Raw genomic sequence first — 13,386 nt, 5'->3', positions numbered from 1 at the left:
CCCCCCATTCGGGTTTGCAAGGTTACCTTACCCATGCGTGCAACCATAAAAATGAAGCTGGGCGTCACGTTCGGCATAATCCTGCTACTGCTGGCCGTGCTGGTGGGCGTCAGCCTTACCCGTCTCAGCACGCTGAACACGGCGATTACAGACCTGATTTCCGGCCCTGCCGCGCGTCTTGACCGCGCGCAGCGGATCCAGGTCGTGTTCGGCACGCTCGCCCGTAACGAGCGCAGCATGACGATGACCAACGATCCGGCACAGTTGAAGGAATTCGACGACAAGGCGACGCGCTCGCTCGCCGAGTTCGAGCAGCTGATCGACGAAGGCGAATCCAACGCCCTTCCGGAGACCCGGCAGACCTGGCAGGAGATGCGCGCCGCACTCGACAGCTTCAAGCCGATGGATACGCGGGTTCGCGATCTGGCGCGCGCAAATCAGAATGACGAAGCGGCCCGACTGGCGCTTGGCCCGGCACGCGCCGTGCTGGACCGCGTCAACAAGCAGGCCGATGCCCTTGTCGACCGTGCGCGTGACGACATGAAGCAGGTCGATACCGATACCGACGCGCTCTATGCCTCTGCCCGCTACATGCTGCTTACCGTTGCCGCGATCGCCATTCTGGGCGCGCTGGCGGGTGGCGTCTGGATCTCGCTGATCGTGTCGCGCGGCCTTGCCCGTGTCAGCACCGTGATCAACGCGGTGGCCATCGGCGACCTCGACCAGGACGTGGAAGTCACTTCGAACGACGAGATCAAGGATCTGGTCGACACCGTCAACAAGATGACTGCGAACCTGCGCGTCAGCGCCGGCCTGGCCGACAAGATCGCCGACGGCGATCTGACCGTGACGCACAAGCCGCTGTCCGAAGAGGACAAGCTGGGCCACGCCCTCGTCCGCATGATCGAGCGTCTGCGCGGCGTGGTGGGCGATGCCACCGTCGCGGCCAACAATGTGGCCAGCGGTAGCCAGGAGCTTTCCTCGACCTCCGAACAGGTTTCGCAGGGCGCTACCGAGCAGGCGGCTGCGGCCGAGCAGGCATCGGCTTCGATGGAAGAGATGTCGGCCAACATCAAGCAGAACGCCGAGAACGCGGCGCAGACCGAGAAGATCGCGCGCCAGTCGGCACAGGATGCCGAAGCCAGCGGCGTCGCGGTCGATCGTGCCGTCGGCGCCATGCGCACCATCGCCGAGAAGATCGGCATCGTGCAGGAAATCGCCCGCCAGACCGACCTTCTTGCCCTGAACGCGGCCGTTGAGGCAGCGCGCGCGGGCGAGCATGGCCGTGGCTTCGCGGTCGTCGCTTCGGAAGTGCGCAAGCTGGCCGAACGCAGCCAGGGTGCCGCCGCCGAGATCAGCGCGGTTTCGTCCAACACCGTCGATGCCGCCACCGAAGCGGGTGAGATGCTCTCCCGCCTGGTGCCCGACATTCGCCGCACGGCCGAGCTGATTTCCGAAATCAGCGCCGCCTGCCGCGAACAGGACATCGGCGCGGGCCAGATCAACCAGGCGATCCAGCAGCTCGATCAGGTCACCCAGCAGAACGCCGGTGCGTCCGAGGAAATCTCGGCCACGTCGGAAGAGCTGGCGGCGCAGGCCGAGGAGCTTCAGGCAAGCATGGCCTATTTCAAGGTCGAAGATGCCGGCAAGCCGGGCCGTGGGGCCGCCGTGGCCCGCACCGCACCCGCCGCGCGCAAGCCGGCGCCGGTAAAGGCACCGATGAAGGCTCCTATCAAGACGGCTGCGAAGCGTCCGGCCACCAATGGCCATGCCCGTCCGAACGGTTTCGCGCTCGATCTCACCATGGGTGGGGCGGACGACCACGACGACGCCTTCGGGATGCAGAGCGCATGACGAGCGGGCAGGAAATCCAGGCCGTAACCTTCGGGCTGGGGGCAGAGATCTTCGCGGTGCCGGTGGCACTGGTCCGCGAGATCCTGGACTATCGGGAAACCTTCCGCATCCCCAACGGCCCGGATTACCTGCTCGGCCTGACGGACATGCGGGGGGAGGGCGTCACTACGATCGACTTTCGCCTGCGGCTTGGCATGCCGCCGGTGGAGCCGACCCCGGCGACGCGGATCCTGGTGATCGACATTCCGTTGGAGGACCGCGTGCTGGTGCTGGGGCTGGTGGTCGATCGCGTGATCGAAGTCACCAGCTTCCGCGCCGACCAGATCGGCGCCGCGCCCGACGTGGGCGTGCGCTGGCCGTCGGACTACATCGGCGGCGTGATGAAGCGTGAGGAAGGGTTCACGGTGCTGGTGGACATGGCGCGTATCTTCACGACCGAAGATGTCGCCCAGCTCTCCGCGCCCGCCGCGCTTCCCGCCTGATTCCCCTGCGAAACCGGGTGCCCCGCTGCGGGCGCCCACCCTTCTTCTATCCTGAAAGCCGCCACGATGTCCGCAGCCGCCCTTGCCACACGCAGTTCGTCCGCCGCGCAGCCCCTTGGCAGCGATCGCATGAGCAAGCGCAACTTTGCGCGGCTGGCGGCCTATATCTATGAAGAATCGGGTATCAAGATGCCCGAAAGCAAGCAGACGATGCTGGAAGGTCGCCTGCGCCGCCGTCAGCGCGTAACCGGTGCGGCCACGCTGGACGCCTATTGCGACCTCTTGTTCAGTGGCGAAAATCTGCCGCAGGAAGGGCTGGCGCTGATCAACGCGGTGACCACCAACAAGACCGATTTCTTTCGCGAACCCGGCCATTTCGATTATCTGACCAATGTGATCCTGCCCGACATGGCAGCGCGCGGTGTGCGCAGCATTCGCGCATGGAGCGCGGCCTGCTCGACCGGGCCGGAGCCTTACACGATGGCCATGGTGCTGGACGATTTCGCCGAAAGCGGCGGCCCGGCCTATGGCATCCTTGCCACCGACCTTGATACCGACGTGCTGGAAACTGCGCGCGGCGGCATCTACCCGGCCGAACTGGTGGAGCCGGTGCCTGCGTCCTTGCTGCGCAAGTACGTCATGTCCTCGCGCGATCCGAAGCGGCGCGATGTGCGCATGGTGCCCGCGCTGCGCAGCGCGATCGGCTTCGCCCGGCTCAACCTGATGGACGACCACTATCCAGTGGGCGAACCCATGCACCTGATCTTCTGCCGCAACGTGCTGATCTATTTCGACAAGCCGACGCAGCGCAAGGTGGTGGCACAACTGGTCGATTGCCTGAAGCCGGGAGGGTATCTGTTCCTGGGCCATTCGGAATCGATCTCCGGGCACGATCTGCCGCTGACGCAGGTTGCCAACACCGTGTTCCGGAAGGGCTGAGCCGATGCTGACGGGCAAGAAGATCCGCGTCCTCGTCATCGACGATTCCGCCAGCGTCCGCCAGGCGATGACCACGATCCTCCAGGAAGATCCGGAGATAGAGGTGATCGGTGCCGCCCCCGATCCGTTCAGCGCCGCGCGCCGGATTCAGGAGGAAGTGCCCGACGTCATCACGCTGGACGTCGAAATGCCGCGCATGGATGGCATCACGTTCCTGCGCAAGCTGATGTCGCAGTGCCCGGTGCCGGTGGTCATGTGCTCCTCGCTGACCGAGGAAGGCTCCGAAACACTGCTTCAGGCGATGGAAGCCGGCGCGGTGGACGTGATCCTGAAGCCGCGTATCGGCGTGGCCGACCATCTGGCCGAACACAACCTGCAGATCCGCGACGTGGTGAAGGGCGCCTCCCGTGCCCGCGTTCGCGGCCGCCCCGCCGTGCGTGAAGTGAAGTCGGACGGCCCGCCCAAGAAGCTGACCGCCGATGCCGTACTGCCCCCGCCCAGCGGCCGCGCGATGAGCCGCACGACCGAGATGGTGGTCTGCCTCGGCGCCTCCACGGGCGGAACCGAAGCGCTGCGCGAAGTGCTGGAGGCGCTGCCTGCCAATGCGCCGGGCGTCGTCGTCGTTCAGCATATGCCGGAGAATTTTACGCGCGCCTTTGCCAAGCGGCTCAATGGGTTGTGCGAGGTTGACGTGAAGGAAGCGGTGGACGGCGATCCCGTGCTACGCGGCCACGTTCTGATCGCGCCGGGCGGCAAGCACCTTATGCTGGAACGGCAGGGCGCGCGCTACTGCGTGGCGGTGAAGGACGGCCCCCTGGTTTCGCGCCATCGCCCCTCGGTCGACGTGCTGTTCCGTTCCGCCGCGCGCTCGGCCGGATCGAATGCGGTGGGCGTGATCATGACCGGCATGGGCGACGACGGTGCGCGCGGCTTGCTGGAAATGAAGCAGGCCGGCGCGCGCACGTTCGCGCAGGACGAGGCGACCTCGATCGTGTTCGGCATGCCCAAGGAAGCCATCGCGCGCGGCGCGGCGGATCGGGTGATCCCGCTCGGCTCCATTGCCCGCGAAGTGCTGACGGCCACCGCGCGATGACCACCGTCTGTTTTCCCGAGCCTGTCTCGGACGATCCGGCAACGTCCGGTCTGGAGGATGCATTGTTACTCGCCACCATCTCTGAGGATACTCTTGAAGCCGCGCCTTCGCGCATGGAGCTTCACGACGCGCTCGTCGCCGTGGCGAGCGGGCTTGACGCGCGCTTCGTTGCCGCCGGAACGGCGCTTGCCCGTGCCTATGAGATCGTCGAAGCGCTGATCGGTGCGCTGGAGAGCGTCACCAACGCTTTCGAACGCGATGCGGCCGAGGCCGCGGTGGACAATATGCGCGGCACTGCCGACCGGCTGATGCGCTTGCCGGTGATCCAGTCTTCCCGGCGCCAGGCGCTGGTCTCGATCGAGCAGTCGAGCGCGGCGCTTTCGGGGCAGATCGAGCAGGTCAATCGCACGCTCAGCTTCCTGCGTATCTGCGGCCTCAACATCAAGGTGGCTGCGGCCGGATCCGGCGATTTCTCAGGCTTTGCGGACATGATGTTCGCAAAGATCGACCTTGGCGAACAGGAGATGGAAAGCATCTCGCGCGAGATCGCCTGGCTGGCCGAGGCGGTGCCGGGCATGTTCGAAGTGGAGGACCAACTCGCCGCCGAATGTGCGCTGGTGGTTCCGCAGGTGCCGTGCAAGCTGGCGGACGATGCGCTGGCCCTGCAGGACCATCAGGTGGAGCTTGCCGAGCGCGCGGTGCAGATTTCCGACGTTGCGCGGCGCATCCGCAGCCAGGTCGGAACCGCGCTCGGCGCGCTGCAAGTGGGCGACATCACGCGGCAACGGCTTGAGCATGTTGCCGATGGCTTGCGCGACCTGGACATGTTCCTGGAAACGCCTTCGGACCTGACGCCTGATGTGACGGAGACCATCGCTGGTCATGCGACGGCGCTGCTGGCGGCACAGGCGGCGGATACGCTGGACATTTTCCGGAACGAGGCGCGCCTGTTGACTAGCAGCCTGCGCGGCATCGGCCCGAATGCGGCGGCGCTGCTGGAACTGCGCGTGAGCGACAATGCGGACGAGCCGGACGGTGAGGGCGTGTTCCTGCAGATGCTCGAAAGCAGCGTTGCCGAAGTGGCCAGCGTGACCGAGCAACTGCGCGAGGCGGACGCGCGCTCGAACCAGCTCAGCAGTGTTGCCTCAACCACGGCGCGCAACCTTGCGAAGCGGTTGGCGACGGTGCATCGCATCACCAGCGACGTGCAGCAGATGGCGTGGAACACTGACTTGCGCTGCTACCGCATGGGTACCGAAGGGCGCGGCCTGGCCGTGGTGGCAGCCGAAATTCGTGGATTTGCCGCCACCCTGGCAACGATCGCCTCGGCCATCGCGCAATCGTTCGACGGGCTGACCGCTGCCGCCGCCACGATCCGGGGAACCGAAGAGGACGAGCCGGTGGATGCCGGGCAGGCCCTGAAGGAGTCGCTGGACTGTATCCGGGATGGCGGCCAGCGCATGCGTCGCGGGCTGTCCGAACTCGATCATGGCGCTTCGGCTGTGGCGGAGATCCTGCAGGAAACGACCGACAGGATCGATTGCGAGGCTGACGTCGGCGATCCGCTGCTGGAAATTGCCGATCGTTTGGCGATGCTTGGCCGGGAATGCGCCGAACTGCCTGAGGACGCCTTGGCACCGCTTGGCGAACTGCTCGGCACGATCGCGGCGCGCTACACGATGGCGCGCGAGCGCGAAGTGCATCGGGCCTTCGCGCCGACCGCCGGCGAGGATGCCGCACCGGCGGTCGACATGTTTGGCGACGACGACGACGATTTCGACGACGGGCTGTTCTGACGGCGATGCGCGGTCAGCGGGATCGCTGGCTGCGTTCCCGCTCCGCACCATGATGGACGTGGCGGACTTTCAGTAGGTCATGCCGGGTGACGATCCCTACGACGGCGCCCCGCGCGGGGTCGACGATGGGAATCCTGCCCAGTCCCGTCTCCACCATGAGGTCCGCGATCGTGCTGAGCGGTGCCTGCGGCGTTCCGAAGGGGTGCGACGCGTCTGACAGTGCCTCGGCAAGCGTAGCCTCGCGCGGGGCGCCCTCTGTCTGCCAGCGCAGGGCGTCCGATCGGGAGACGAGGCCTTCAAGCGCGCCATTGCCGGTCACGACCGGATAAGTGCGGTGGCGCGCCTCACGCTGAAAGAACGCGACCGTTTCCGCAACCGTCATGGTGCCGGGCAGCACCTCGGGGGAGGGGGTCATGACTTGCCCGGCCTGGAGGAAATCCAGCGGGTCCACCGTGTATTCCTGAAGGATATGCCGGCCGCGACGCGCGATCTTTTCCGTCAGGATGGAGCGGCGCATTACCAGCACGCTGATGGCGTAAGCGCCGGCCGATGCGGCCAGGGTGAGCGGAAGCATCGCGAAGTCGCCGGTCAATTCCACCGCGAACAGTGCTGCCGTCAAGGGCGCGCGCATGGCGCCGCTGAGAATGCCGGCCATGCCCGCCAGCGCCCAGAGCGCGCTACCACCGGGCAGGAACTGTCCGAGCAGGAAGCCCAGCGCTCCCCCGACCAGCAGCAGCGGCGCAAGGACGCCGCCCGATGTGCCGGACCCCAGCGCGATCAGCCAGACCGTCGCCTTGACCACGATCAGCGCCAGAGCCACGCGCATGGCGATCGAACCGTCCAGCAGGCCGCGAATGCTATCGTACCCCGCGCCGAGCACGTGAGCGTCGATCAGCCCGCCCAGTCCCACGGCTAGGCCGCCGATGGCGGGCCACCACATCCAGTGCAGCGGCAGGCGGGCAAACAGGTCTTCAACCTTGTACAGCAGGTTCGAAAGCAATGTCGCCTGGGTCCCTGCGGCAAGACCGACGCCAACGGCAATGCCCACGTGCATGGCGGACAGCGCCAGCACATGATGCGCCGGAAACAGCGGGCCCGCGTCGATCAGCAGCGGCCGCCAGAGCCACGACACCAGCACGGCAACGACGACGGGCACGAAGCTGCGCGGCTTCCATTCGAACAGCAGTACTTCGATCGCCAGCAGGATCGCCGCCATCGGCGTTCCGAAGATCGCGGTCATCCCCGCAGCCGCACCGGAAACCAGCAGCGTCTTGCGTTCGGCCGCGCTGAGATGGAACGCCTGCGCGAACAGTGATCCGATAGCGCCGCCGGTCATGATGATCGGCCCTTCCGCGCCGAAAGGACCGCCGCTGCCGATCGAGATCGCAGAGGAAAGCGGCTTCAGCACGGCCACTTTCGGGGACAATCGGCTTTCGCCGTAAAGGATCGCCTCGATCGCTTCCGGGATGCCGTGGCCTCTGATCTTGTCCGATCCGAACCGGGCCATGAGACCCACGATCAGGCTGCCCAGCACCGGCACAGCGACCAGCCACAGACCAAGGGTATTGTCCGTGATCGCGGCGGGCGCAGCCGACAGGCGCCCGAACCAGAAGAGGTTGGTGGCAATCGCAATGGATTTCAGCAGCAGCCAGGCGCCGGCCGCACCGCCACTGCCGACAACCAATGCCCCGGCCGCAAGCAGCAGCATGCGGCGGTCGGCACTGTGATCGGCCAACGGTCTATGGGCGGTATGGGAATTGGCTGCGGAATTCATGCGGTGCTCTTGGTTATGGATTCGGTTGTGGTGGCAGATATATCGCATTGCGATATTTATCAACGATTGACATGAACCGCGCTTCGGCGGGACTGGGACGATGCCAAGCGAACTGACCGATGCGGACTATGCCGCCCTTGCCGATTTCCGTTTCTCCTTGCGGGAATTCCAGGCCTTCAGCGAAGGCAAGGCCGCCGAATGCGGGCTGAAGCCGCAGCAGCATCAGGCCCTGCTGGTCATCCGTGCGGCGCCGGCCGAAACGGCAACGGTGGGCCATGTGGCCGAACGGCTGATCCTGAAACCGCACAGCGCTACCGGCCTGATCGACCGCCTGGTGGCGCTGGACCTTGTCGTGCGGGGCACATCCCGCCACGACAGGCGGCAGGCGGTGCTGGAATTGACGCCTCGGGCCCATGCGATCCTGGAACAGCTAAGCGCCACCCATCGCGAGGAAATCGTGAGGCTGCGGCCGCTCCTGATGGAACTGCTGGATCGCATGGGCGGCTAGCCTGCGGTCCCGTGGCGCTCTTGACGAGGTGACCCGAATTTTGCACCGTCGGGGCGATCGAAAATCTGGCGGCAATTCGGGGTGTTCGGGAGACGCCCGCGACAGGTTGAGATCGGTCTGAAAAAAACAACCTATTGTTCTGAAAGCGCGTCTTCCATGAATGTTACGCTATTTCGCGGTGTGCTGGTCGGCGCGCTGGCCGGGCTGTTGTTCGGTTTCGACACCGCTGTCATCGCCGGCACGACCGATGGTATCCGCGCCGCGTTCGACCTGCAGGCGACAGGGGTGGGGATCACCGTATCCAGCGCGCTCTGGGGCACCCTGGCCGGCGCACTGCTGGCCGGCATTCCGGGGGACCGCTATGGCGCGCGCGCTTCGCTGTCGGTGATCGCGATGCTCTATCTCGTCTCTGGCATCGGCTGCCTCTTGGCGTTGAACTGGCCCATGTTGCTGGCGATGCGCGTGCTGGCGGGCTTTGCGGTCGGCGCGTCTTCGGTGCTGGCGCCGGTCTACATCGCCGAAATCGCTCCGCCGGAGCGGCGCGGGATGATGGTGGGTGCGTTCCAGCTGAACGTCGTGCTGGGCATCCTGGTCGCCTATCTCAGCAACTACTTCGTTTCCGGGCTGCACCTTGGCGCGATGGACTGGCATGTGAAGTTCGGCATCACCGCAGTGCCGGCCGTCTTGCTGCTCACCCTGATCCGCACCATTCCCGACAGTCCGCGCTGGCTGTTCGCGAAAGGACGAGAGGCTGAGGCCGCCGCCGTGCTCGGCAAGCTGGGCAATGCCGACGTTGCGGGGGAAATGGCGGTATGGCGCCGGGCGGAGGCGGAAACGCACGCCGTCCGGCTCAGCTGGAAGCGCCATCGCCGGCCGATGCTGCTGGCAATCGGCATTGCGGCGTTCAACCAGCTGTCCGGAATCAACGCGATCCTCTATTATCTCAACGACATATTTGCCGCTGCCGGATTTTCCGGCGTTTCGGCGGATCGGCAGGCCATCGTCATCGGTGCCTGCAATCTTGTCTTCACCGCACTGGCGCTCACCGTGATCGACCGGATCGGCCGCAAGACGCTGCTGCTGATCGGTTCGGTGGGCCTCACTGCGGCACTGGCCGGAGTGGCGGCGATCTTCGCGAGCGGCACGCACCAGGATTGGCTGCTTTGGCTGCTGATCGGCTTCATCGCTTTCTTCGCCTTTTCGCAGGGCGCTGTCATCTGGGTCTATATTAGCGAGATCTTTCCTACCGACGTGCGCGCGCGCGGGCAAAGCCTGGGGTCTTCGGTCCATTGGTTCATGGACGCGATCATCGCCTTCGGCTTCCCCCTTGCCGCCGCCCATGCCCGGGCGCTGCCGTTCTGGCTGTTCGCGGCGATGATGGCCCTGCAGTTTGTGGTGGTTGCCCTGTTCTTCCCGGAAACCAAGCGCCGCTCGCTGGAAGCGATCGGGGAGACGATGTAGCGTGCTTGTGCGGAATGCCCGGCATCGGGCGAAAGCGGCGACCTGAGCTATCGCCGCTGCCAATCGCTTACTTGAAGCGGATGCCCACGCCGCCCATCAGGCGCTGGCGCGCGGTGTGGCCGTGGTAGTTGGAATAGACGTACTGCGCATTGACGTAGATGGGCATGCGTCCCTGGGTGATCGTGTATTCTGCGCCCCCGCCCAGTTGATAACCATCTGCGCGGTAGTGATCGTAGACCAGCTGGGCACCGTCGGGATCGTCGATCCTGCGGCGCTGCTCGGAATTGACGTATCCGCCCTTCGCGAAGACCAGCAACTGCGGGGTGACAAGGTAGCCGGCGCGGACGGCGGCGCCCCATTCCTCGAACGCCTTGTGGCAGATGCTGTTGTCGTCAGGCAGGCCCTGGCAGTTCTCGTTCCAGTTGTTTGCCCGCCAATAGCTGCCTTCGGCACCGATGACGATGCGTTCGCCGAAAGTGCCGTCGAAACCGATCGTTCCGCCGTAGCCGAACTCGTCGTTATGGGTGCCTTCCGATCGAAAGCGGTCGGCGCCGATATTGCCTTCGACACGAATGCCGCGGAACGTGGTGCCGTTCGAACTTGTGGTGGGGGTACTGTCATCCTGGGCTAGTGCGGGTTGAGACGCGATGCCTGCAATCAGCACCGCCGCGAGCGTGAGGGATCTGATGGTCATAGCCAACTTCCTTTGGTTGTCGCTGGTTGCCCAACAGGAGAGGCCAAGGTTTGGTTTCAGAAAAATTGGTCGCAGAATGGGGAAGGCGCGTAGGCTGTGGCGCAAAGGCAACAATCCTTTTGCGCTGGAATCGCCGGGTTGGAGCGGCAAGAGATCCTAGTTTCGCACCGTTTCGAGCGCCGTTTCTGGGCCTTTCGCGCCAAGGTCTGAAAGCCAGGAATCCACCAGGGCCATGTGATCGGCCCAGCCGGTGGTAATGGTTTTTTCCATCGCGGCTTTCTGGCGCAAACGGTCCGGGCAGTCGTGCAGATAATCGCGCGCGGCGTCCGCCCAGGCCGGGGCATCGTCCGGATCGAGCAGCAGTGGAACGCCCCCGGCAATCTCGCGATAGATGGCCAGATCGGCGGCGATGACGGGCGTGCCGCGCAGCATGGCCTCGAACACCGGCAGGCCATAGCCTTCGACCTTGCTGGGCATCAGCAATGCCCGGGCGTGGCAGATCCAGGCATCCAGTTCGGCATCGCTGCAGCGCGCCAGTTCGACGATGCGGCCATGTTCGGCCGGAGAAGCGTCCAGGCGGGCGAAGGTCTCCTCCGCCATCCATCCGCGCTGGCCCACAAGCACGAGGTCGGGCGTATCGGCGCCCAGTTGCACCCGCAACTTGTCCCACGCGTCCAGCAGCAGCTTGTGGTTCTTGCGGCCTTCGATGGTGCCGATGGACAGGAAATAGGGTTTCGCCTGGAGAGGGGCGCCACCCCCGCTTCCGGCGGGCTGGATCCCGAGGTGGGCGACCAGCTGCGGCGGAGCGGGCAGGCGTTCCTCTCGCGCAAAACGCTCAAGCGCGCGGCCGGTATCCGCCGAATTGACGATTATCCCGCTGGCGCTGACCAGCGCATTGCGCATCCGCACCGAATGCTTGGCTTTCTCGTCGGGGGGGCGGGTGCGATACTGTCAGAACCGGCCGGGAGTGCCGTTCGGGTCCGTGCGGTGGGCGTTTAGCAATTGCATCAATCCATTGGCAAGCTGCCTTGGCACACGATCAGTGGCCACCCAGCAGCCTCTTCAGCCTTCCCTGCCATTCACGCAGGAGGATGAGCGGCGAACGCACGCCGGTCTGTCCGGTGGCTATGCGATCGACCAGCACCTCCGGCTCGCAGGGTAGGCGGGTTACCGGATCGAGATAGCGCGGATAGAGGATCAACGTGGCGGCCACCAGTTCATCCAGCGTGCGCCGGCGTTGGCGCCGTTCGGGAACCTCGCCGAGATCGCGTGTCAGGCCCCAGCCGGCGTAGAAGGGCACGCCGTGCGTTACCACTTCGCGTCCGCGCATCAGGGCCTCGAACCCGGCGAGCGAGGTGAGGACGTGGACTGCATCCACCCGGTCGAGCAAGGCCGCGATCGAGGACGTGCGGTCGATCTCGTCCGCGAATTCACGCGCCAGGGCATCCGGCACATGGCCCTTGCGGTGTCCGGCCTCTACATCGGGATGCGGTTTGAAAATGATATGCGCATGGGGCTCCTGCTCGCGCGCACGGCGCAGAAGCGCAAGATTGCCGAGCCCCGCGCCGCCGCAGAGCACGGAACGGTCGTCTTCCACCTGCCCGGTCACCAGAACCTTGCGGCGGCCATCGCCATCGGCGTTGCCGGTGGTGGTGGGGCGGGCGCTGTCGTGCCCGTATTTGCTGATGCCACCCCGAACCAGCCGTTCGCGCAGGAACGCTGCGCGGGCAATGATCTGCTCATCGATCTCGGCGGTTTGCAGGATCGTCTCCAGCATGCTGGCCTGGGCCGGATCGAAATGCGGGCCCTGCGTGTCGACCACGATGGAAAGCGGCGGCACGCAATTGGCGCCGAGGCCGGTGGAGCGGATCATGCCGTCCTCGATCTCGCCGATGGCCAGGCCCTTGGCCTTGAGCCTGGCAAGAGCCGCCGGATTGCTGCGGGCGATCCAGGCGAGCGCCTGATTGCCTGAGCGGGGCGCCCGGTCATGCGGCACCGGGCGCGATCCATCCCAAAGCAGGTTGTCCGCCGTGACGCGCTTCCAGCGCGCGATGCCGTGCACGGTCGCCACCTGACGATTGGCATCCATGAGGCGGCGCCAGTTGCCCAGCATGTCGATGGCCGTAAGCGGATCGATCGGGCGCCCGTCGAACGGATTGCGATACTGCCAGCGCCCGCACAGTTCGGCCGAAATGACGGAAGCCAGCGAACCGGCCTCGGCAAGTGCCGCGAAGCGGCCTTCGCCGATCAGCGTCAGGGGCACGTCCAGAATGGCGGCCACAAGGGCGATCTCGTCGTCGGCCGAGGCGATCACGCGGCTTGCACCCGCGCAGATGGACCAGGGGTCGCCCTCGTTCGGCAGCGCAGGCATGCCCGGAGCGGAACTGCCCACCAGCACCGCGCGATCGAGCACACCGTCCTTGCGTGCTTGTGCGATGCAAGCCGCCGCCGCTACGGAAGAAGGTGCCACCAGAACGACGTCCCGCCCGGCCGGGCGCCGATATTCTTGGCCCCAGAACGTGCCGCCAACCCGCTGCCGCTTCAGAGCTTCGATCAGGGCTTCGGCCAGTTCGCCGGAAGGCGGCGTGGCTTCGGCCGAGCTTGCCGACGCAAGCGGTTGCGCCCGGTGGCCGGGGAAAGGGGGAATGCGCAGGAAGGACGAGTGGCTCACGGGATGGCCGACCAAATCGGTCCAACCGGAACCGGTCCTTCGAAAGTGCCGCCATTCGAGGCGGTTACATGCCTTTCTTGGCGAACATCAGGCTGGGGGCAAAAGATCATGATG

At 65.6% G+C, this 13,386-nt stretch carries 11 protein-coding genes; 7 read left to right on the top strand and 4 right to left on the bottom strand.

Going from position 1 to position 13,386, the window contains the following annotated elements:
* The first annotated feature begins 33 nt into the window (after positions 1 to 33).
* From WBP07_RS23565 to WBP07_RS23545, 5 genes are all read left to right on the top strand, one after another.
* On the top strand, positions 34 to 1,854 hold the full coding sequence (locus WBP07_RS23565; RefSeq protein ID WP_395397511.1) for a methyl-accepting chemotaxis protein: 1,821 nt from the start codon (positions 34 to 36) through the stop codon (positions 1,852 to 1,854).
* Complete coding sequence (locus tag WBP07_RS23560) at positions 1,851 to 2,336, top strand: chemotaxis protein CheW (protein WP_395397510.1); 486 nt, start codon at positions 1,851 to 1,853, stop codon at positions 2,334 to 2,336. The genes WBP07_RS23565 and WBP07_RS23560 overlap by 4 nt, the downstream gene beginning before the upstream one ends.
* A gap of 129 nt (positions 2,337 to 2,465) precedes the next feature.
* Positions 2,466 to 3,275, top strand: a complete 810-nt coding sequence (locus tag WBP07_RS23555; protein WP_395398231.1) for a CheR family methyltransferase — start codon at positions 2,466 to 2,468, stop codon at positions 3,273 to 3,275.
* A gap of 4 nt (positions 3,276 to 3,279) precedes the next feature.
* Positions 3,280 to 4,368, top strand: a complete 1,089-nt coding sequence (locus WBP07_RS23550; protein ID WP_395397509.1) for a chemotaxis response regulator protein-glutamate methylesterase — start codon at positions 3,280 to 3,282, stop codon at positions 4,366 to 4,368.
* Positions 4,365 to 6,164, top strand: a complete 1,800-nt coding sequence (locus WBP07_RS23545; RefSeq protein ID WP_395397508.1) for a hypothetical protein — start codon at positions 4,365 to 4,367, stop codon at positions 6,162 to 6,164. The genes WBP07_RS23550 and WBP07_RS23545 overlap by 4 nt, the downstream gene beginning before the upstream one ends.
* Before the next feature lie 13 nt (positions 6,165 to 6,177).
* Here WBP07_RS23545 and WBP07_RS23540 read toward each other — a convergent pair whose 3' ends face one another.
* Positions 6,178 to 7,872, bottom strand: coding sequence for a chloride channel protein (locus WBP07_RS23540; RefSeq protein WP_395398230.1), 1,695 nt, complete (start codon positions 7,870 to 7,872; stop codon positions 6,178 to 6,180).
* Positions 7,873 to 8,038: 166 nt separating this feature from the next.
* On the opposite strand from WBP07_RS23540, the gene WBP07_RS23535 reads away from it, so the two are divergent.
* On the top strand, positions 8,039 to 8,446 hold the full coding sequence (locus tag WBP07_RS23535; RefSeq protein WP_395397507.1) for a MarR family winged helix-turn-helix transcriptional regulator: 408 nt from the start codon (positions 8,039 to 8,041) through the stop codon (positions 8,444 to 8,446).
* A 111-nt stretch (positions 8,447 to 8,557) separates the two neighbouring features.
* Entirely contained in the window at positions 8,558 to 9,907 is a 1,350-nt protein-coding gene (locus tag WBP07_RS23530) for a sugar porter family MFS transporter (protein WP_395398229.1), read from the top strand.
* A gap of 67 nt (positions 9,908 to 9,974) precedes the next feature.
* Here the strand turns inward: WBP07_RS23530 and WBP07_RS23525 are convergent, their stop codons facing one another.
* The 3 genes from WBP07_RS23525 to WBP07_RS23515 all read right to left on the bottom strand — a co-directional run bounded on the left by WBP07_RS23525 (position 9,975) and on the right by WBP07_RS23515 (position 13,272).
* On the bottom strand, positions 9,975 to 10,601 hold the full coding sequence (locus WBP07_RS23525) for an outer membrane protein (protein ID WP_395397506.1): 627 nt from the start codon (positions 10,599 to 10,601) through the stop codon (positions 9,975 to 9,977).
* Between the two features lie 156 nt (positions 10,602 to 10,757).
* Positions 10,758 to 11,504, bottom strand: coding sequence for a glycosyltransferase (locus WBP07_RS23520; RefSeq protein ID WP_395397505.1), 747 nt, complete (start codon positions 11,502 to 11,504; stop codon positions 10,758 to 10,760).
* Positions 11,505 to 11,640: 136 nt separating this feature from the next.
* The gene (locus WBP07_RS23515; RefSeq protein ID WP_395397504.1) at positions 11,641 to 13,272 is read right to left on the bottom strand and encodes a beta-3-deoxy-D-manno-oct-2-ulosonic acid transferase; all 1,632 of its coding nucleotides are present in this window, start codon (positions 13,270 to 13,272) and stop codon (positions 11,641 to 11,643) included.
* Between the last annotated feature and the right edge of the window lie 114 nt (positions 13,273 to 13,386).

Origin of the sequence: Novosphingobium oxfordense (assembly GCF_044029435.1) — a bacterium.
GTDB lineage: Bacteria > Pseudomonadota > Alphaproteobacteria > Sphingomonadales > Sphingomonadaceae > Novosphingobium.
This window is presented reverse-complemented; position numbering and strand designations above follow the sequence as displayed.